At 54.4% G+C, this 19169-nt stretch carries 16 protein-coding genes, 6 tRNA genes and 1 pseudogene; 11 read left to right on the top strand and 12 right to left on the bottom strand.

The genetic code is table 11. The annotated features are described in order from the left end of the window. Positions 1–37: 37 nt before the first annotated feature. From ptsI to cysZ, 4 genes are all read right to left on the bottom strand, one after another. Positions 38–1765, bottom strand: a complete 1728-nt coding sequence (gene ptsI, locus P349_RS10475) for a phosphoenolpyruvate-protein phosphotransferase PtsI (RefSeq protein ID WP_032646702.1) — start codon at positions 1763–1765, stop codon at positions 38–40. Positions 1766–1809: 44 nt separating this feature from the next. Next, on the bottom strand, positions 1810–2067 hold the full coding sequence (gene ptsH / locus P349_RS10480) for a phosphocarrier protein Hpr (RefSeq protein ID WP_000487600.1): 258 nt from the start codon (positions 2065–2067) through the stop codon (positions 1810–1812). Between the two features lie 317 nt (positions 2068–2384). Beyond that, positions 2385–3356 (bottom strand): cysteine synthase A, encoded by a 972-nt coding sequence (gene cysK, locus P349_RS10485; RefSeq protein ID WP_014884739.1) that lies wholly within the window; start codon positions 3354–3356, stop codon positions 2385–2387. A 163-nt stretch (positions 3357–3519) separates the two neighbouring features. Further along, positions 3520–4281: a sulfate transporter CysZ gene (gene cysZ / locus P349_RS10490; protein ID WP_032646700.1), complete on the bottom strand. Its 762-nt coding sequence runs from the start codon at positions 4279–4281 to the stop codon at positions 3520–3522. Positions 4282–4511: 230 nt separating this feature from the next. Between cysZ and zipA the strand changes: the two genes are divergently transcribed. The 3 genes from zipA (at position 4512) to P349_RS10505 (ending at position 7791) form a co-directional block, all read left to right on the top strand. Continuing rightward, positions 4512–5489: a cell division protein ZipA gene (gene zipA, locus P349_RS10495; RefSeq protein ID WP_032646698.1), complete on the top strand. Its 978-nt coding sequence runs from the start codon at positions 4512–4514 to the stop codon at positions 5487–5489. Positions 5490–5558: 69 nt separating this feature from the next. Further along, positions 5559–7574: an NAD-dependent DNA ligase LigA gene (ligA, locus tag P349_RS10500; protein ID WP_032646696.1), complete on the top strand. Its 2016-nt coding sequence runs from the start codon at positions 5559–5561 to the stop codon at positions 7572–7574. A gap of 1 nt (position 7575) precedes the next feature. After that, the gene (locus tag P349_RS10505) at positions 7576–7791 is read left to right on the top strand and encodes a DUF3820 family protein (RefSeq protein ID WP_003861328.1); all 216 of its coding nucleotides are present in this window, start codon (positions 7576–7578) and stop codon (positions 7789–7791) included. Here the strand turns inward: P349_RS10505 and P349_RS10510 are convergent. Then, a complete protein-coding gene (locus P349_RS10510; protein WP_023332950.1) occupies positions 7788–8783 on the bottom strand; it encodes a bile acid:sodium symporter family protein in 996 nt (331 codons plus the stop codon). The two genes, P349_RS10505 and P349_RS10510, sit on opposite strands and share 4 nt — an antisense overlap. Before the next feature lie 89 nt (positions 8784–8872). Here P349_RS10510 and P349_RS10515 point away from each other — a divergent pair, with 89 nt between their 5' ends. Next, positions 8873–9808 (top strand): LysR family transcriptional regulator, encoded by a 936-nt coding sequence (locus P349_RS10515; RefSeq protein WP_032646694.1) that lies wholly within the window; start codon positions 8873–8875, stop codon positions 9806–9808. Here P349_RS10515 and P349_RS10520 read toward each other — a convergent pair. Next, the gene (locus P349_RS10520) at positions 9805–10143 is read right to left on the bottom strand and encodes a FlxA-like family protein (RefSeq protein ID WP_024907617.1); all 339 of its coding nucleotides are present in this window, start codon (positions 10141–10143) and stop codon (positions 9805–9807) included. The genes P349_RS10515 and P349_RS10520 overlap by 4 nt on opposite strands. A gap of 207 nt (positions 10144–10350) precedes the next feature. Between P349_RS10520 and xapA the strand changes: the two genes are divergently transcribed. From xapA to P349_RS10535, 3 genes are all read left to right on the top strand, one after another. Continuing rightward, the gene (gene xapA, locus P349_RS10525) at positions 10351–11175 is read left to right on the top strand and encodes a xanthosine phosphorylase (protein WP_032646692.1); all 825 of its coding nucleotides are present in this window, start codon (positions 10351–10353) and stop codon (positions 11173–11175) included. Between the two features lie 51 nt (positions 11176–11226). Beyond that, the gene (locus P349_RS10530) at positions 11227–12483 is read left to right on the top strand and encodes a nucleoside permease (RefSeq protein ID WP_032646691.1); all 1257 of its coding nucleotides are present in this window, start codon (positions 11227–11229) and stop codon (positions 12481–12483) included. 67 nt (positions 12484–12550) lie between these two features. Further along, the gene (locus tag P349_RS10535; RefSeq protein ID WP_032646689.1) at positions 12551–13441 is read left to right on the top strand and encodes a LysR family transcriptional regulator; all 891 of its coding nucleotides are present in this window, start codon (positions 12551–12553) and stop codon (positions 13439–13441) included. A gap of 47 nt (positions 13442–13488) precedes the next feature. On the opposite strand, the gene P349_RS10540 is transcribed toward P349_RS10535, so the two are convergent. From P349_RS10540 to P349_RS10555, 4 genes are all read right to left on the bottom strand, one after another. Then, positions 13489–13564, bottom strand: a tRNA-Lys gene (locus P349_RS10540). Positions 13565–13568: 4 nt separating this feature from the next. Next, positions 13569–13644 (bottom strand) — tRNA-Val (locus P349_RS10545). Between the two features lie 29 nt (positions 13645–13673). After that, a tRNA-Val gene (locus P349_RS10550) sits at positions 13674–13749 on the bottom strand. Between the two features lie 41 nt (positions 13750–13790). Further along, positions 13791–13866 (bottom strand) — tRNA-Val (locus P349_RS10555). Positions 13867–14124: 258 nt separating this feature from the next. On the opposite strand from P349_RS10555, the gene gltX reads away from it, so the two are divergent. Then, positions 14125–15540 carry a glutamate--tRNA ligase gene (gene gltX / locus P349_RS10560; RefSeq protein WP_024907621.1) on the top strand — a complete coding sequence of 472 codons (1416 nt, stop codon included), beginning with the start codon at positions 14125–14127 and terminating at the stop codon, positions 15538–15540. A 38-nt stretch (positions 15541–15578) separates the two neighbouring features. Here gltX and P349_RS10565 read toward each other — a convergent pair. Then, positions 15579–15970: pseudogene (locus P349_RS10565) on the bottom strand (YfeC-like transcriptional regulator). A gap of 1 nt (position 15971) precedes the next feature. Next, complete coding sequence (locus tag P349_RS10570) at positions 15972–16334, bottom strand: YfeC-like transcriptional regulator (protein WP_024907623.1); 363 nt, start codon at positions 16332–16334, stop codon at positions 15972–15974. A gap of 217 nt (positions 16335–16551) precedes the next feature. Between P349_RS10570 and P349_RS10575 the strand changes: the two genes are divergently transcribed. The 3 genes from P349_RS10575 (at position 16552) to P349_RS10585 (ending at position 19149) form a co-directional block, all read left to right on the top strand. Further along, positions 16552–16627: transfer RNA gene (locus P349_RS10575), tRNA-Ala, on the top strand. A gap of 41 nt (positions 16628–16668) precedes the next feature. Further along, positions 16669–16744 (top strand) — tRNA-Ala (locus P349_RS10580). A 215-nt stretch (positions 16745–16959) separates the two neighbouring features. Continuing rightward, the gene (locus P349_RS10585; RefSeq protein ID WP_032646688.1) at positions 16960–19149 is read left to right on the top strand and encodes a sensor domain-containing phosphodiesterase; all 2190 of its coding nucleotides are present in this window, start codon (positions 16960–16962) and stop codon (positions 19147–19149) included. Positions 19150–19169 lie beyond the last annotated feature (20 nt).

The raw sequence follows: 19169 nt of genomic DNA, 5'->3' as shown, positions 1-19169 counted from the left end.
CTTCTCCTAAGCAGTAAATTGGGCCGCATCTCGTGGATTAGCAGATTGTTTTTTCTTCAATGAACTTGTTAACCAGCGTCATTAACTCGTCCGTTGTCGGTTGAGCAAGAGCCTGCTCTGCTAATACCTTCGCATCTTCGAAGTTCGTGTTACGGATAATCTTCTTAATGCGCGGGATGGAAATGGCGCTCATAGAGAATTCGTCCAGACCCATACCCAGCAACAGAAGTGTAGCACGTTCGTCGCCTGCAAGCTCACCACACATGCCAGTCCATTTACCTTCTGCATGAGAAGCATCAATAACTTGCTTGATCAAGTTCAGTACGGACGGTGACATTGGCTGGTAGAGATGTGAAATCATATCATTACCACGGTCAACTGCCAGGGTGTACTGCGTTAAATCATTGGTACCGATACTAAAGAAATCAACTTCTTTGGCTAAATGACGCGCAATGGTCGCCGCCGCTGGTGTTTCCACCATCACGCCGATCTCGATTGACTCGTCAAACGCTTTACCTTCGTCACGCAGTTCCTGTTTGTAGATTTCAATCTCTTTCTTCAGTGCACGCACTTCTTCAACAGAGATGATCATCGGGAACATGATGCGCAGTTTACCGAAAGCAGAGGCGCGCAGGATCGCACGAACCTGGTCACGCAGGATCTCTTTACGATCCATCGCGATACGCACGGCACGCCAGCCCAGGAACGGGTTCTCTTCTTTCGGGAAGTTCATGTACGGCAGCTCTTTGTCGCCACCGATGTCCATGGTACGGACGATAACCGCCTGAGAGCCACACGCTTCAGCCACGGCTTTGTAAGCAGCAAACTGCTCTTCTTCCGTTGGCAGCGCGTCGCGGTCCATGAACAGGAATTCTGTACGATAGAGACCGACACCTTCCGCACCGTTGCGCTCAGCGCCATCAACGTCGCGGACGGTACCGATGTTTGCGCACACTTCAACCTGATGGCCGTCCAGGGTGATGGCTGGCAGGTCTTTCAGCTTAGCGAGTTCCGCTTTTTCAGTCGCAACCTGCTCCTGAACCGCGCGCAGTTTGTCGATCTCTTCATTGGTTGGGTTGACGTAAACCAGATTGTTTACGGCATCCAGAATCAGATAGTCGCCATTTTTCACCTGAGAGGTGACGCTACCGGTACCCACGATGGCAGGCAGTTCCAGAGAACGCGCCATGATAGAGGTGTGGGAGGTACGGCCACCCGCGTCGGTGATGAAACCGAGGACCTTTTTCAGGTTCAGCTGTGCGGTTTCAGACGGGGTGAGGTCAGCGGCAACCAGGATCACTTCATCCTGAATCGCGCTCAGGTCGATGATGGCCAGGCCCAGGATGTTGCGCAGCAGGCGCTTACCGATGTCACGTACGTCAGCCGCACGCTCTTTCAGGTATTCATCATCCAGTTCTTCCAGGGCAGTTGCCTGACCTTCGATAACTTCATGCGCAGCCGCGTCGGCCGTCATGCCTTTATCTTTAATCAGGGCTATGATTTCCTGCTCCAGCTCCTCATCTTCGAGCAGCATGATGTGCCCTTCGAAGATGGCTTCTTTTTCTTCACCGAAAGTTTCGCCAGCTTTAGTCTTGATTGCTTCCAGTTGCGCAGATGCCTTGGCACGACCGCTCAGAAAACGTTCAACTTCCTGATCAACCTTGTCGGCAGAAATTTTTTTCCGGTCGATGACGATCTCGTCTTCTTTCAGCAGCAGTGCCTTGCCGAAAGCGATACCCGGGGATGCTAAAATGCCTGAAATCATAACCCTACCTTACTTGTGACTGATATTTAAAAGAACCCGGAAACTTACTCGAGCTCAGCCATCAGTTTAACCAGATGCTCAACTGCTTTCTGCTCGTCTTCACCTTCTGCAGAGATGGTGACAACGGTGCCCTGAGTCAGGCCCAGAGTCTGCAGTTTGAACAGGCTTTTTGCGCTCGCGCTTTTGCCGTTGGAAGTCACAGTGATTTCAGAAGTGAAGCCTTTTGCTTCTTTAACAAACTGAGCAGCAGGGCGGGTGTGCAGACCGTTCGGAGCGGTAATGGTAACTTCTTGCTGGAACATTGTATTTCCCCAACTTATAGGTTTAGTGTTGTGGAACTAAAGTCTAGCCTGGCGACTGAACTTTAGCCTGTATTGTTAGCGCTGACGTTTCGATCGTCATTAAACATTATGCAGCGAAAGCAAGACTTGAACCAAATCATAAAATCGATTCAGCAAGGCTATTTCGTTTGCCGATTAATTTCACGCATCAAAATAATTGCTGGTTTAAATACCAGACCCTTCGGGGTGAAGCAATGCCAGGAGGGGTAAAAGTTTGAAGCAGGCCACAAAAAAGCACCTGAAAAGGTGCTTTTTTACGCGTTATTAACATGCTGGCACTACTGTTGCAGCTCTTTTTCGGTAAACAGATCGGCAAACAGTGCGGTGCTCAAGTAACGCTCACCCGAGGACGGAAGGATAACCACAATATTCTTATTGGTAAAGGCTTCATCTTCCTGAAGCTTGAGCGCTGCCGCAACGGCCGCACCGGAAGAGATACCCGCCAGAATGCCTTCTTCATCCATCAGGCGACGCGCGGTAGAGATGGCTTCTTCGTTAGTGATGGTAACCACTTTATCAATAAGCTTCAGATCCAGGTTTCCCGGAATGAAGCCTGCGCCAATACCCTGAATTTTGTGTGGGCCGGGTTTGAGCTCTTCACCCGCCAGTGCCTGGGTGATAACCGGTGAGTCGGTTGGCTCAACGGCAACGGTGATCAGGTCTTTTTTACCCTTTGTGCCTTTAATATAGCGCGACACGCCGGTCAGCGTACCGCCGGTACCCACGCCGGAGATAAAGACGTCAACCTGGCCGTCGGTATCTTCCCAGATTTCCGGACCGGTGGTCTTCTCGTGAATTTCCGGGTTAGCCGGGTTGCTGAATTGCTGCAGCAGGAGATATTTCGCCGGATCGCTGGCCACAATCTCTTCGGCTTTCTGAATGGCACCCTTCATGCCCTTCGCGCCTTCGGTCAGCACCAGGTTCGCACCCAGCGCTTTGAGCAGCTTACGCCGCTCGATGCTCATGGTTTCTGGCATGGTCAGCGTCAGCTTGTAGCCACGTGCGGCAGCCACATAGGCCAGCGCGATACCGGTATTGCCGCTGGTCGGTTCCACCAGCTCAACACCAGGCTTCAGTACGCCACGTTTTTCAGCATCCCAAATCATGTTTGCACCGATACGGCATTTTACGCTGAAGCTCGGGTTACGTGATTCGACCTTCGCCAGAATGCGTCCATTACCGATACGGTTCAGTCGAACCAGGGGCGTATGACCGATAGTCAGCGAGTTGTCTTCATAAATCTTACTCATGGCCTGTCCTTAACTGTATGAAATTGGGATACCGACCCAGCATACCTGCTAAGCAGGTAGGGGGAAGTAAGGAATTCGCATATCTATATACTGCAAGGAAATAATGGGGATCAGTATGGAATAAGGGGCGGCATAAGCCACCCCTGCTTTACACATTTTTGCATTATTTCCATAACGCGTGCTTAGCACGATAGCAGTCGACCCACATCGCCGTCGCGCCGCAGACGGCGACGGGCATAATGAACAGATTCAGGAAGGGAATCATGGTGAACAGGCTGGTCAGCGCGCCAAACTGCATATTGGCGACCTTCTGGCTGCGCAGGGCGGTGCGCATCGTTTTAAACGGCACCTTGTGGTTATCGAACGGATAATCACAGTACTGGATGGCCAGCATCCAGGCGCTGAACAGGAACCACAGCACGGGTGCCACCGTCTGGCCAATGCCTGGCACAAAGTAGAGGATAAGCAGCACAACCGCGCGGGGCAGGTACCAGGCAAACTTCTGCCATTCACGCTTCATAATGCGAGGGAGGTCTTTCATGATCCCCCATATGCCCGTATCCGGCGGCGTCGCGCCGGTAAGCCGCGCTTCCAGCTGTTCCGCCAGCAGACCGTTAAACGGCGCGGCTATCCAGTTGGCAATCGTCGAGAAAAAATACCCAAACACCAGCAGCACGGAGATCACCGCCACTGGCCAGAGCAGGTAGTTAAGCCACTGCAGCCAGTCTGGCACGTAGCTCATCAGTGACGGGATCCAGCTCTCCAGCTTGGTGAACAGCCACCAGAACGCGCCGCCCATCAGAATAATGTTGATCAACAGTGGGAGAATGACGAAGCGTCGAATCCCCGGCAGGGAGACCAGTTTCCAGCCCTGAGAAAAATACCAGACGCCGCTGCGTGGGGGAGAAGAAGATGTTGAAACCATAGCCAGGCTGTACTCCTTTTTACACAACCAGTGGAATTGCCCGCCTATATTATCCACTTACGGAGCAATGACCAGTTCGGAAATGTTCGAAAAACCAGCAAAAAGCACGATTTCCTTCATCTTTATGCTGTGAATGCTCTGCACACACTTGCACTTGACGTAAACGGCAAATACTCTTAGTGAGTAAATGTTTGCCGTGGTGGCAAGGTGTTAGAACAACAGAGAATATAATGATGCAGGATTTGCGTCTGATATTAATCATTGTTGGCGCGATCGCCATAATCGCTTTACTGGTACATGGTTTCTGGACCAGCCGTAAAGAGCGTTCCTCGATGTTTCGCGATCGCCCACTGAAGCGCATGAAGTCCAGTCGTGATGACGATGACAGTGAAGATGACATCGACGGCAGCGACGACGACGGCGTGGGTGAAGTTCGTGTTCATCGGGTCAATACTGCGCCCGGCGCAGGCCATGGGGAGCAAGAAGCACCTCGTCCTTCGCAGCACCAGTATCAACCGCCGTATGCTTCCGCACAGCCGCGCCAGCCAGCGCAGCAGCCTGTGGAAGAGCCGGTGCGCCAGCCGCCGCAACAGCCTGTCTATCAGCAGCCTGCCCAGCCGGTTCAACAGCAACCGGTGCAGCAGCCCGTGCAACAACAGCCTGCTCAGCCGGTACAACAGCCGCAGCAGCCTGTTCATGTGCAGCCTGCGCCTCAGCCCGCTCCGGCCCCGCACGTTGAGCCTGAGCCCGTTGTAGAGCCAGAGCCGGTTGTTGAAAAACCGCAGCGTAAAGAAGCGGTGATCATTATGAACGTGGCCGCGCATCACGGCAGCCATCTCAACGGTGACGTGCTGCTCAACAGTATTCAACAGGCAGGCTTCAAGTTTGGTGATATGAACATCTTCCATCGCCACCTGAGCCCTGACGGTAGCGGCCCGGCGCTGTTCAGCCTGGCCAACATGGTTAACCCTGGCACCTTTGATCCGGAAATGACCGGTGATTTCGTGACCCCGGGTGTGACTATCTTTATGCAGGTGCCGTCCTACGGCGACGAACTGCAAAACTTTAAGCTGATGCTGCAGTCCGCTCAGCACATCGCTGACGAAGTCGGCGGTGTGGTGCTCGACGATCAGCGTCGAATGATGACCCCGCAGAAGCTGCGCGAGTATCAGGACCGCATCCGCGAAGTTAAGGAAGCTAACGCGTAATCGCCGCGTTGACTTCAACTCCTCCTCAACCCCCGCATGTCGGGGGTTTTTTCTCATTGATGGTGCGATATGGACTCAATCGAACAACAACTCACTGAACTGCGAACCACGCTTCGCCATCATGAATACCTCTATCATGTTATGGACGCGCCGGAAGTTCCGGATGCGGAATATGACCGCCTGATGCGCGAGCTGCGCGAATTAGAGGCGCAGCATCCTGACCTTATCACACCGGATTCCCCCACCCAGCGCGTCGGCGCTGAGCCGCTGGGGGCTTTTAGCCAGGTGCGTCATGAAGTGCCGATGCTGTCGCTGGATAACGTCTTCGATGAAGAGAGCTTCCTCGCGTTTAACAAGCGCGTGCAGGATCGCCTGAAAAGCAGCGATTCCCTCACCTGGTGCTGCGAGCTGAAGCTGGACGGCCTGGCCGTCAGCCTTCTCTATGAAAACGGCGTGCTGGTGCGTGCCGCGACGCGTGGCGACGGCACGACGGGCGAAGACATCACCACCAACGTGCGTACCATCCGCGCGATCCCGCTGAGACTGCAGGGCGACAACATTCCTGCGCGTCTGGAAGTGCGCGGCGAAGTGTTCCTGCCGCAGGCGGGCTTCGAGAAAATTAACGAAGAGGCGCGTCGCACCGGCGGGAAGGTGTTTGCTAACCCGCGTAACGCGGCGGCGGGCTCGCTGCGCCAGCTTGACCCGCGTATCACCGCGAAGCGACCGCTTACTTTCTTCTGCTACGGCGTCGGTATTCTGGAGGGCGGCGAGCTGCCGGATACCCACCTCGGGCGTCTGCTGCAGTTTAAAGCGTGGGGCTTGCCGGTGAGCAACCGCGTTCAGCTCTGCGACTCGCCGGAAGCGGTCCTGGCGTTCTACCACAAGGTGGAAGAGGACCGTCCGACGCTCGGGTTTGATATTGATGGCGTGGTCATCAAGGTGAATTCACTGGCGCTGCAGGAGCAGCTGGGCTTTGTGGCGCGCGCGCCGCGCTGGGCGGTGGCGTTTAAGTTCCCGGCTCAGGAGCAGATGACCTTCGTCCGCGACGTGGAGTTCCAGGTCGGCCGTACGGGCGCCATTACCCCGGTTGCGCGTCTGGAGCCCGTGCAGGTTGCGGGCGTGCTGGTCAGTAATGCCACGCTGCATAACGCCGATGAGATTGAACGCCTGGGCCTGCGCATTGGTGACAAAGTGGTGATTCGCCGCGCGGGCGACGTGATCCCGCAGGTGGTTAACGTCGTGGAGTCAGAACGTCCCGACGATACGCGCGAGATTGTCTTCCCGACCCATTGCCCGGTGTGCGGCTCTGACGTTGAGCGTGTGGAAGGTGAAGCGGTGACGCGCTGCACGGGGGGCTTAATCTGCGGTGCGCAGCGTAAAGAGTCGCTGAAGCACTTCGTCTCCCGTCGGGCGATGGACGTTGACGGCATGGGCGATAAAATTATCGATCAGCTGGTTGAGAAAGAGTATGTCCACACGCCAGCGGATCTCTTCAAACTGACGGCGGGCAAACTGACCGGTCTGGATCGCATGGGGCCGAAGTCAGCCCAGAACGTGGTTAACGCGCTGGAAGCCGCCAAAGAGACCACCTTCGCCCGCTTCCTGTACGCGCTGGGCATTCGTGAAGTGGGTGAAGCAACCGCAGCAGGTCTGGCGGCGTACTTTGGTACGCTGGAGGCACTGGAAAAGGCGAGCATCGAGGAGCTGCAGAAAGTCCCGGATGTCGGCATCGTTGTCGCCACGCACGTCTTTAACTTCTTCGCCGAAGAGAGCAACCGCGAAGTCATCGGCAAACTGCTGGAAGAGGGCATCAGGTGGCCCGCACCGGTAGTGGTCAACGCCGAAGAGATCGACAGCCCGTTCGCCGGTAAAACGGTGGTGCTGACCGGCAGCCTGAGCCAGCTTTCACGCGACGATGCAAAAGCGCGTCTGGTGGCGCTGGGGGCAAAAGTGGCGGGCAGCGTGTCGAAGAAAACCGACCTGGTGATCGCCGGGGAAGCGGCGGGTTCTAAGCTGGCGAAAGCCCAGGAGCTCGGCATTGAGGTTATCGACGAAGCGGAAATGATGCGTCTGTTAGGAGAGTAACGTGGAGAAAGAGCAGCTCGTTGAGATCGCCAATACCGAGATGCCGTTCGGTAAATACAAGGGCCGCAGGCTGATCGATTTGCCGGAGGAGTATCTGCTGTGGTTTGCCCGCAAGGATGAATTCCCGGCAGGGCGACTGGGCGAGCTGATGGCTATCACGTTACTGATCAAAACCGAGGGGCTGACCCAGCTGGTGCAGCCCCTGAAACGTCCTTAAGCCTTCGCGGCGCGGGTCTCTTCCTGCGCCAGCTTTTCGGTCTGGCGTTTGTAGCGACGCGCCAGCACCGCGCAGACCATCAGCTGGATCTGATGGAAAATCATCAGCGGCAGCACCATCATCCCAATCACCGAGGTCGGGAACAGAATGTTGGCCATCGGGATACCGTTAGCCAGACTCTTCTTCGAACCGCAGAATACAATCGTAATTTCATCCGCTTTGTTGAAGCCGCACCTGCGTGCCACAAAGACGTTTACCGCTATTACAATCGCCAGCAGGACAATGCTGACCACCACGATAAACAGCAGCGAGCCTGCCCCCACCTTGTGCCAGATCCCGTTCACGACCGCTTCGCTGAAGGCGGAGTAAACCACCAGCAGAATCGAGGTCTGGTCGGTTTTTGAGATCCACTTTTTATGCTTCGCCACAAACGCGCCGGTCCACGGACGGGAGAGATGGCCCAGGACAAACGGCAGCAGCAGCTGCAGACAGATTTTGCCCACCTGCTCAAGGTTACCTTCCGCACCGTGCATGTTCATCAGCAGGCCCACCAGCAGCGGAGAGACGAAAATCCCTAACAGGCTGGATGCCGATGCCGAGCAGACCGCGGCCGCCACGTTGCCGCCTGCCAGCGAGGTAAAGGCGATGGCGGACTGCACGGTGGCCGGCAGAATACAGAGATACAGGAAGCCGGTGTAGAGTGCCGGGTCAACATTCACCGGTGCCCACCAGGCAAACAGCACCCCGAGGATTGGGAACAGAATAAAGGTGCTGCACATCACCCACAGATGCAGTCGCCAGTGTCCGCCGCCTGCGATAATGGCTTCGCGGGAGAGTTTGGCGCCGTGCATAAAGAACAGCAGGGCGATGGCCGCCGTGGTCAGCCCTTCAAAGAATGGGACGAAACCGCCGCGAGCCGGGAAAAACGAGGCCAGTAAAACGGTAACCACCAGGGTAAGCGTGAACGGATCAAGGATACGAAAAAGTTTCATAATCACTCCTGAAAGCAGATGTCGCTATTGTGCTTTCTTCCGTTTGAGAAATAAAATTGATTTATTGCATCCATTCATGAATTAAACAGATGAATTATTCATTACGTCAGCTTCGTGTTTTTGTCACCGTGGCGCAGGCTCGCAGTTTTAGCCGGGCAGGGGAGATGATTGGCCTGAGCCAGTCGGCGGTCAGCCACAGCGTGAAAGAGCTGGAGAATCAGACCGGGGTGAAGTTGCTTGACCGCACCACGCGCGAAGTGGTGTTGACCGAAGCAGGGCAGCAGCTGGCCCTGCGTCTTGAGCGGCTGCTGGATGAGCTGAACAGCACGCTCAGAGACGTGGGGAGGCTGGGGCAGCAGCTTTCGGGTACCGTGCGGGTCGCGGCCAGCCAGACGATCTCTGCACACCTTATCCCGCAGTGTATAGCCGAGGGCAGTCATCGCTACCCGGACATTGATTTTGTCCTGCATGACAGGCCGCAGCAGTGGGTGCTGGAGAGCATCCGTCAGGGAGATGTGGATTTTGGTATTGTTATCGATCCCGGTCAGGTGAGCGATCTGGCGTGCGAAAGCGTACTTTCGGAGCCCTTTTTACTGCTCTGCCGTGACGACGATCCGCTGGCCACGTTGCCGGAGGTCAGCTGGCAGTTCCTGCAGGGCGCCAACCTGGTTTTACAGGACTATGCCTCGGGCAGCCGTCCGCTGATTGATTCCGCGCTGGTGAATCAGGGCGTAAAGGCAACGATTGTCCAGGAGATTGGTCACCCGGCGACGCTGTTTCCGATGGTGGAAGCCGGGATTGGCATCAGCGTGTTGCCAGCCCTGGCGCTTCCCCTGCCGCAGGGAAGCCGGCTGGCCGTCAAGCGATTAACACCCGTTGTCGAGCGAAAGCTGATGCTGGTGCGGCGAAAAAATCGTTCACTCTCGGGGGCGGCGCAGGCTATCTGGGAAGTGGTGCGTATTCAGGCACAACGATTAACCGAAGCCCGCATACGCGACCCACTGTTTAACGCATCAGAAGATTAGATGTAGATATCGATCTGATTTTTGTCTGACGGGCTGTTCACTCCTTCCACTTTGCCCAGTTTTTGATCCTGCTTCTTCTGGGCCTCTTCAGCCTGCTGGCGCTGCAGTGCGGCGAGCTGCGCCTGCAGCACTTTGATCTGGGTCTGAATAAGTTCCTGCTGCTTCTTCTTCTCATCCGTGCTGACGGGGCTGTTCGCCAGCTCTTTTAACTGCTGGGTCAGCTTTTTGATCTTGTCGAGAATGCGGGTGATTTGCGCAGAGATATCGTTACTGCTCGAAGTGCCACTCGCGCCGCTGGTTTGAATCTGTTGGGTTGAAGCCTGAATGGTCGTCATACTTTTTCCTCGCGTTATAAAACAGAGGTATCGGCACCGACGGGATTAGCTTGAGCAAAACTGCCATATCTGGCAGGGAGTTGCATCGATACACAATCAGTATTGATGGTGCGGTGAAAGTGTATTGGAGGTCACCGGCAGGCTGCGGATATAAGACGTAAGTCATGCGATCCCCGCTATCGCGATTTTCATCCTTAAGGAGCCTCTATGACCCTCTCGAATAACCCGTGGTACTGCGCCGATATCATTCGCGCCGCTAAGCCGAACTTCACGCCTCGCGTGGCGTTTATTCTCGGCTCTGGCCTGGGCGCACTTGCCGACCAGATTGATGACGCCGTTTCCCTGAGCTACGAAAAGCTGCCGGGCTTCCCGGTGAGCACCGTGCATGGCCATGCCGGCGAGCTGGTGCTCGGGCATCTGGCCGGGGTGCCGGTTGCCTGCATGAAGGGGCGCGGCCATTTCTATGAAGGGCGCGGGATGACCATCATGACCGATGCGATCCGCACCTTTACGCTGCTGGGGTGCGAGCTGCTGTTTAGCACCAATGCGGCGGGTTCGCTGCGCCCGGAGGTTCAGCCGGGAAGCCTGGTTGCCCTGAGCGACCATATCAACACCATGCCGGGCACGCCGATGGTGGGGCTGAACGATGAGCGCTTTGGCGATCGTTTCTTCTCTCTGGCCAATGCTTACGACGCGGATTACCGTGCCGTTCTGCAAACTGTGGCAACGAAAGAAGGCTTCCCGCTGCATGAAGGGGTGTTTGTCTCTTATCCCGGCCCGAACTTTGAGACGGCGGCCGAGATCCGCATGATGCAGATTATCGGCGGCGATGTGGTGGGGATGTCCGTGGTGCCGGAAGTGATTACCGCGCGCCACTGCGGCCTGAAGGTCGTGGCCGTTTCTGCAATTACCAATCTCGCCGAAGGGCTGGGGGAGGTCAAACTCTCGCATGAGCAAACCCTCGCTGCTGCCGAGCTCTCCCGCCAGAACTTTATCAATCTTATCTGCGGTTTTCTTCGCCATATTGCCTGAGTAAAACAATAAAGTGGCCCGCCAGGGCCACACTGCTATAAGGAATGGGTTATGAACATCACGACTCGCTTAAAGCTGATGTCCTTTATGCAATATTTTATCTGGGGGAGCTGGCTGGTAACCCTCGGCGCTTACATGATTAACACCCTACACTTTACCGGCTCCGACGTGGGCATGGTGTACAGCTCCAAAGGACTTGCCGCGATTGTTATGCCCTCGCTGGTGGGAATTATTGCCGACAAATGGCTGCGGGCAGACCGTGCTTACGTGATTTGCCACCTCGTCTGCGCCGTCGCGCTCTGCTATGCCGCACAGGTCAATGAGCCCGGCCTGATGTTCTGGGTCATGCTGGTGAATGCGATGGCCTTCATGCCCACGATTGCGCTGTCGAATACGATTTCTTACTCCTGTCTTGAACAGGCAGGGCTGGATACGGTGAGCCATTTTCCGCGAGTACGGGTGTATGGCACCGTGGGCTTTATTGCCGCGATGTGGGCCATAAGCCTGATGGGGGCGGAGCTGAGCAACGTGCAGCTCTATATTGCGGCTGCCGCGTCTCTGCTGCTGGCGCTCTATTCTCTGACATTGCCAGCCATTCCAGTTGCACAGGCGAAAACCTCTCAGTCGCTGGCAAGCAAGCTCGGCCTCAATGCGTTTATCCTGTTTAAACAGCCCCGCATGGCGGTGTTCTTTTTATTCGCGATGCTGCTGGGCGCCGTGCTGCAGATAACCAACACGTTTGGCAGCCCCTTCCTGCATGATTTTGCGCGTAATCCGGCGTATGCCGATAGCTTTATCGTCAACTATCCGTCCATCCTGCTCTCCGTTTCGCAAATGTCTGAGGTGTTCTTCATTCTGACCATTCCGTACTTCCTCGGACGCTTTGGCATTAAAGCCGTCATGCTGATGAGCATGGTGGCCTGGATGCTGCGGTTCGGTCTATTTGCCTTTGGCGATCCGTCCGCGACGGGCTTCGTGCTGCTCATGCTCTCAATGATTGTCTACGGCTGCGCGTTCGACTTCTTCAATATTTCCGGCTCGGTATTTGTTGAACAGGAGGTCAGCGCCGATATCCGCGCCAGCGCGCAAGGGTTGTTTATGACGACCGTTAACGGTATCGGGGCGTATTTCGGTTCGGTATTGAGCGGTATGGCCGTTGATTATTTCTCGGTGGACGGGGTGAAGGACTGGCAGACGATCTGGCTGGTATTTGCGGCCTATGCCCTGGCGCTCGCGGTAGTGTTTTATTTCAGCTTTAACTATAGCCACACCTGCAAAAACAGCGGGATGCGCACAGTTGCGCACTAAATTTCCCCTCCGGACGCGGAAAGGCTTTAAGGTAGGCGCATAAGTGTTATCGCCAGGATATGTTTTGATGGAACGCGTCTATCGGACCGATCTCAAGCTGCTGCGCTATTTTCTGGCCGTGGCGGAGGAACTGCATTTTGGACGGGCTGCGGCCCGTCTCAATATGTCTCAGCCGCCGTTAAGCCTGCATATTAAAGAGCTGGAAAGCCAGCTGGGCACGTTATTGTTTATTCGCCACTCGCGGAGCGTCGCGTTGACGCATGCCGGTAAAGTGCTGATGGAAGAGTCACGACGGCTGCTCGCCAGCGCAAACCAGGTTCTGGCTCGCGTCGAGCAAATTGGCCGGGGGGAAGCAGGGCGCATTGAGCTGGGGATTGTGGGCACCGCCATGTGGAGTGAGGTGCGCACGGTTATGCGCGCTTTTTTGAAAGAACATCCGAATGTTGATGTCGTTTTTCGCGAGAAATCCCCGGTCATGCAGATGGCGCTGCTTGAGCGCCGGGAGCTGGATGTCGGGATCTGGCGAATGGCAACGGAACCTACCGCGGGGTTTACCAGCGTGCGGTTACGTGAGGCGGCTTTTCTGGTGGCGATGCCGGAAGATCACCGGCTGGTCAGGGAACCTTCTATTGCGCTCGCAGAATTGCAGGACGAGTATTTTGTCACGATGCCGTCGGCTCACTCTGACTGGGCGTTTTTACATCGCGTCTGCCAGCAGGCCGGTTTTTCGCCGATGATTGTGCGCGAAGCCGTTGAACCGCAAACGGTGCTGGCGATGATCAGCATGGGCATGGGAATTACGCTCGCCGCAGACAGCTACGCGCAAATGCAGTGGCCGGGCGTGGTGTTCCGTCCGCTGAAAGAGCGGATACCGGCAGATTTATATGTGGTGTATGACGAGAAGCAGGCAACGCCAGCGGTGAAGACGTTAATTGCGACGTTGACGGCTGGGAAGTAGACAAATCGCAGATAGCAAAAAAGCGCCTTTAGGGCGCTTTTTTACATTGGTGGGTCGTGCAGGATTCGAACCTGCGACCAATTGATTAAAAGTCAACTGCTCTACCAACTGAGCTAACGACCCGAAATGGTGGGCGATGACGGGCTCGAACCGCCGACCCCCTCCGTGTAAAGGAGATGCTCTACCAACTGAGCTAATCGCCCATTTCGGAACTGCTGCGATAAGGTGAGAATGGTGGGCGATGACGGGCTCGAACCGCCGACCCCCTCCGTGTAAAGGAGATGCTCTACCAACTGAGCTAATCGCCCAATCTCAATTCTTATCTACACTGCGAGTCTACCGAAGTAGATGGTGGGTGATGACGGGCTCGAACCGCCGACCCCCTCCGTGTAAAGGAGATGCTCTACCAACTGAGCTAATCACCCCCGCTGTGTGGAGTCGCATTATAGGGAGAGTTGAAAATGAGTCAACGCATTTTCTAAAGTTTTTATTCGTTCGTCGTAAAATTAAACAAAACGACCGCGAAACGGGCTGTGGCGCATGATTTCTAAACAAAAATCGCAAACCCGGTCATGATAAAGGGATCAACATTGAGGATTCCCCCCACAGTGATAGAATATTGCCCATCGTTTTTTCCCCAGGATTTGCCGATTGCCGGCATCTTTATAACGTAAGGCCATTTCATGAAAATCAAAACTCGCTTCGCGCCGAGCCCGACAGGCTATCTGCACGTCGGTGGTGCACGTACCGCTCTCTATTCCTGGCTTTTCGCACGCCACAACAAAGGTGAGTTCGTGCTGCGTATTGAAGACACCGATCTTGAGCGCTCCACGCCGGAAGCAATTGAAGCCATTATGGATGGGATGAACTGGCTGAATCTGGAATGGGACGAAGGCCCGTATTTCCAGACCAAACGCTTTGACCGCTATAACGCCGTCATTGATGAGATGCTGGTCGCGGGCACGGCGTATAAGTGCTACTGCTCAAAAGAGCGTCTGGATGCGCTGCGCGAAGAGCAGATGGCGAACGGTGAGAAGCCGCGTTATGACGGCCGCTGCCGCCACGACCACAGCGAGCATGCTGCTGATGAGCCTTGCGTCGTGCGTTTTGCTAACCCGCAGGATGGCTCGGTGATCTTTGACGACCAGATCCGTGGCCCGATCGAATTCAGCAACCAGGAGCTGGACGATCTGATCATCCGTCGCACCGATGGTTCCCCAACCTACAACTTCTGTGTTGTGGTTGACGACTGGGATATGGAAATTACCCACGTTGTGCGCGGTGAAGACCACATCAACAACACGCCACGTCAGATCAACATCCTGAAGGCGCTGAACGCGCCGGTGCCTGTTTATGCGCACGTCTCCATGATCAACGGTGATGACGGCAAAAAACTGTCTAAACGTCACGGTGCGGTGAGCGTCATGCAGTATCGTGACGACGGTTATCTGCCGGAAGCGCTGCTGAACTATCTGGTGCGCCTGGGCTGGGCCCACGGTGATCAGGAGATCTTCAGCCGCGAAGAGATGATCGAACTGTTCTCTCTGAGCTCTGTGAGCAAATCAGCGAGCGCATTTAATACCGACAAGCTCCTGTGGCTGAACCATCACTACATCAATACCATGCCGCCAGAATATGTGGCGACGTATCTGCAGTGGCACATTGAGCAGGCAAATATTGATACCCGCACTGGCCCTGAGCTGGCGGATTTGGTGAAACTGCTCGGCGAGCGCTGCAAAACCCTGAAAGAGATTGCCGAAAGCTGCCGCTACTTCTATGAAGAGTTTGATGCGTTCGACGCGGACGCCGCTAAGAAACACCTCCGTCCGGTTGCGCGTCAGCCGCTGGAAGTGGTGCGTGATAAGCTGGCTGCCCTCACCGAGTGGACCGCTGAGAATGTGCATCACGCCATTCAGGCGACGGCAGACGAGCTGGAAGTCGGCATGGGTAAAGTCGGTATGCCACTGCGCGTCGCGGTGACCGGTGCGGGTCAGTCTCCGGCGCTGGACGTAACGGTTCATGCCATCGGCAAGTCGCGCAGCGTGGCGCGCATTAACAAGGCGCTGGACTTCATCGCTGAACGTGAAAATCAGCAGTAATCACGTCTACAAAAACGGCAGGGTAACCTGCCGTTTTTTTATGCCTCTTTTTCCGCGATACCCAGACGTGTAAGAAAACCGTGTATACCCTCGCGTTTCAAAAAGCGTCCAGACGCTTCTGCTCTGACGGAGTCATACTCTCCAGCGTCTCAATAATGCCCGGAGACAGGTTTGAAGAGGGTCCATTATAGGCAGACGTGGCCTCAGCGAGATGGTAAACCACCTGACGGTTACGGATCGCCGGGAGGCTTATAATATGTTCCTTCACGCGCGCATCAACATGAATGAGCCGAGCCCGACCCCCCTTTACGCCGTTGAGTCCTTCCGTTTTCCACCCCTGCTGGCGTATCCAGCTATTAACCGTTTGTCTGGCAACGCCTAAACACTCCGCCAGCTCTTCCGTGGTCATTTTGCTACGTAATTTTTTCATATCAGTTCTGATCGCGAATCCCTAAACGTTGCAACAATCCGGTAATCCCTTCCCGCATTAACAGCGATGTCATCTGCTTCTGCTCTTCCGGCGTCATTTCATTGGCCAGCGTGAGGAGTAGGGTGTGAAGCGAACCGTCAAGGCTGGTGCCTTCCGGCAGTTCGGACGTTTCACTTGCCCGACGTGCGCTGCGGATAAAGTCACGGACTTTTTCGTTCACATGCACCAGGCGCGCTTTCCCGCCCTGGACGCCTGGCTTTGGTGATGTAATCCAACCCTCTTTGCGTACCCATTTATTGATGGTCTGGCGGCTATAGCCAGTGAGGAGGGCTAACTCTTCTGGCGTCATTCGTTCCTTGATCATGCAATTTCCTGAATATCTGTGGGGTTAATTAACGGCTCATTTTATAGCACCGTTTTACGTGAAAACGTGACAGGCTTAACTCCTGATTACGAGCACGCTCGCAAAGTGATTCATTTGCATGATTTTTCGGCGATCGAACGACGGTCATTGATTTTGCCGTTGACACTCCGCAGCGGAATTCATATTATGCCGCCCGTCAACATGACAGCTTTACGATGGGGCTATAGCTCAGCTGGGAGAGCGCTTGCATGGCATGCAAGAGGTCAGCGGTTCGATCCCGCTTAGCTCCACCAAACTCTGAACCCAACAGAGTGCGGTTAGTAAAGTAACATGTGGGGCTATAGCTCAGCTGGGAGAGCGCTTGCATGGCATGCAAGAGGTCAGCGGTTCGATCCCGCTTAGCTCCACCAAAATTGTAAACCCTCGTCAAAAGACGAGGGTTTTTTTTATGTGTTTGTAACACCCTCTCCCGTATTTTGTTATCAAAAAGAAGGTATTCTCGTACCTCACCTCAATCGACATCAATAAAGCAGTCTATAAATAGACTTGAACTTGATTCGTGCAATTAATAAACCTATTATCCACCCGGTCAATGATTCGAACGGATAATATACTCATCAGCTTAATGAATAGAAAAACGTACAATAATGTAAAGATATTTATAATTGCCCTGACACTTTGTCTGATTGCGGTACCTGTCTCCCGTTATCTCTCCCCCCGCGCAATGGTTAATGGTCACGACGTTTATTTAGCATGGCTACCGCTAAGCGTGATGCTGGCAGTAATTCTGCTATTTGGGCGCAGGGCAATTCTTCCCATTGTGTTAGGTTTTACTGTCACTAATTTATTTTATGTTAATTTAGCACCGCTACAATATTCAGTTTTACTGTTCTGTCAGACCTTTGCGCTGTTCGCGGCGTGCGGCCTGCTGCGCCTCATGCTGGGCAAGCGCTGGCGTCACAGCATCCCTAACAAGCACATCGGGCTACGTATATTCTGGCTCGGTTTTATTGTGCCATTAGGTATTAAACTGTCGATGTATATGGCAGGCTATTTGTTTGATTTTCCGGTGACTATTTCCACCTTTTTCGGCGAAGGGACGGTAATTTATAACGTTGTGGATATACAAAGCCTGATATGTGCGGCATTGATTTTTACCATGATGTTCTATTACCCATTAAGAATGATAATTAATCCTCGTTATGCCATGACCTTCTGGCGGCGAAGCGTGAAGCCCGTGTTTAATCACAAGAATCTATTATTTATTTTTGTCTGGCTGATGCTTTTAGGCTTCATTCTCGTCATTTTATGTGGTCCTTTTGAATCACCGGTCATTGCGGGCTACTTGATGCCGCTGATTTTTATTCTTTTTACCTTAGCGATAAGCCGCCTGACCTATGCGCTTATCTCTCTGCTGTGGGCTGCATCCGCGCTCCTGCTGTTGACCTACAACTACAACTTCCTTAACGGAGTGGAATCGGGCCATTCGCTCTCTTTTATCCTGTCCGTGCTTATCTCTTTTGCTATCTGTCTGCTTTACATGTCACGAATTTACCAGCGCAGCGAGTGGCTGAAACGGGGCTGGCAGGGCAGGGCGCTGACCGATCCGCTGACCGGTTTGCCCAATATTCGTGCGCTGGAGGATTACCTCGAGATTCATCCGGATGCCAAAGTGTGCATTCTGCGTATGGATAACCTGGAGTTTTTGAGCCGCCACTACGGGATTATCATGCGGGTCCACTGCAAACGTACGATCGCCACGTCGCTACAGCCGCTTTTGCAGAAAGATGAGACGCTCTTCCAGCTTCCGGGAAGCGAACTGGTGCTGGTATTACTGGGGCCGGGAACCGCCGAGCGTCTCCAGCACATGGTCGATCGGCTGAACAGCCGTAAGATTTTCTGGAACAACACCGGGCTGGATATTGAATTTGGCGCGTCCTGGGGAATGGTCGAAAACGGCGAAAAGCTGCATCACACGCTGGGACAGCTGAGCTGGCTGGCAGAGCAGGCCTGCGGAGAGCAAAACGTTCTCGCGCTCACAAATAGCCTTGAGGCGGCATCAGGCCAAACGACAGAGCGTGTCCTGATGCTGGCGCGAATTAAGCATGCCCTTGAGGCGGGGCAGTTCCATTTATACGCGCAACCGATCCAGAAAGCGGACGGGAGCGGGTATTACGAAATCCTGGCGCGTATGGAGAGCGAGGGCGAGATCTTCACCCCTGACCGCTTTATTCCGCTGATTGCCCAGTTCAACCTCAGCCATCGGTTTGATATGTGCGTCATGGAAAAATTACTGGTGTGGCTGCGCGATCACCCTGCAACGCAGGCTGGCGCCCGTTTTTCCGTCAATCTGATGCCGCTCACGCTGATGCAAAAAGAGGTGGCGAACGAGATTTGCGCGCTCTTTGAACGCTATGGCGTTGCGCCGCAAGCCGTCGTGATTGAGATCACCGAAGAGCAGGCCTTCTCAAACTCTGGCTGCAGCATCCACAATATTCAGCAGCTGCGGGATTACGGTTTCCGGATTGCCATTGATGATTTTGGTACTGGCTACGCCAACTACGAGCGTCTCAGACGCCTGCAGGCAGATATCATTAAAATTGACGGCTGTTTTGTTAAAGACATTTGTACCGACGATATGGATGCGATGATCGTCCAGTCGATGTGTAATCTGGCAAAGACGAAATCGCTGTGCGTTGTAGCGGAATATGTAGAAACACCTGAGCAGCGGGAGATGCTGCTTCGCTTCGGCGTGGATTACCTGCAGGGCTACCTGATAGGTAAACCCAAACCGCTGGAAGAGTTGCGGGCATAAAAAAACCGGGAGCCAGGCTC

The organism is Enterobacter sp. DC4 (assembly GCF_000568095.1).
Classification (GTDB): Bacteria; Pseudomonadota; Gammaproteobacteria; order Enterobacterales; family Enterobacteriaceae; genus Enterobacter; species Enterobacter pseudoroggenkampii.
Note: the sequence above shows the minus strand (reverse complement) of the source record. Positions and strands in the feature narration are given on the sequence as shown.

Bases quoted from the DNA above. Each gene is read 5' to 3' on its own strand.
- ptsI (WP_032646702.1), bottom strand. From the start codon at position 1,765: ATGATTTCAGGCATTTTAGCATCCCCGGGTATCGCTTTCGGCAAGGCA.
- ptsH (WP_000487600.1), bottom strand. From the start codon at position 2,067: ATGTTCCAGCAAGAAGTTACCATTACCGCTCCGAACGGTCTGCACACC.
- cysK (WP_014884739.1), bottom strand. From the start codon at position 3,356: ATGAGTAAGATTTATGAAGACAACTCGCTGACTATCGGTCATACGCCC.
- cysZ (WP_032646700.1), bottom strand. From the start codon at position 4,281: ATGGTTTCAACATCTTCTTCTCCCCCACGCAGCGGCGTCTGGTATTTT.
- zipA (WP_032646698.1), top strand. From the start codon at position 4,512: ATGATGCAGGATTTGCGTCTGATATTAATCATTGTTGGCGCGATCGCC.
- ligA (WP_032646696.1), top strand. From the start codon at position 5,559: ATGGACTCAATCGAACAACAACTCACTGAACTGCGAACCACGCTTCGC.
- P349_RS10510 (WP_023332950.1), bottom strand. From the start codon at position 8,783: ATGAAACTTTTTCGTATCCTTGATCCGTTCACGCTTACCCTGGTGGTT.
- P349_RS10515 (WP_032646694.1), top strand. From the start codon at position 8,873: ATGAATTATTCATTACGTCAGCTTCGTGTTTTTGTCACCGTGGCGCAG.
- P349_RS10520 (WP_024907617.1), bottom strand. From the start codon at position 10,143: ATGACGACCATTCAGGCTTCAACCCAACAGATTCAAACCAGCGGCGCG.
- xapA (WP_032646692.1), top strand. From the start codon at position 10,351: ATGACCCTCTCGAATAACCCGTGGTACTGCGCCGATATCATTCGCGCC.
- P349_RS10530 (WP_032646691.1), top strand. From the start codon at position 11,227: ATGAACATCACGACTCGCTTAAAGCTGATGTCCTTTATGCAATATTTT.
- P349_RS10535 (WP_032646689.1), top strand. From the start codon at position 12,551: ATGGAACGCGTCTATCGGACCGATCTCAAGCTGCTGCGCTATTTTCTG.
- gltX (WP_024907621.1), top strand. From the start codon at position 14,125: ATGAAAATCAAAACTCGCTTCGCGCCGAGCCCGACAGGCTATCTGCAC.
- P349_RS10570 (WP_024907623.1), bottom strand. From the start codon at position 16,334: ATGATCAAGGAACGAATGACGCCAGAAGAGTTAGCCCTCCTCACTGGC.
- P349_RS10585 (WP_032646688.1), top strand. From the start codon at position 16,960: ATGAATAGAAAAACGTACAATAATGTAAAGATATTTATAATTGCCCTG.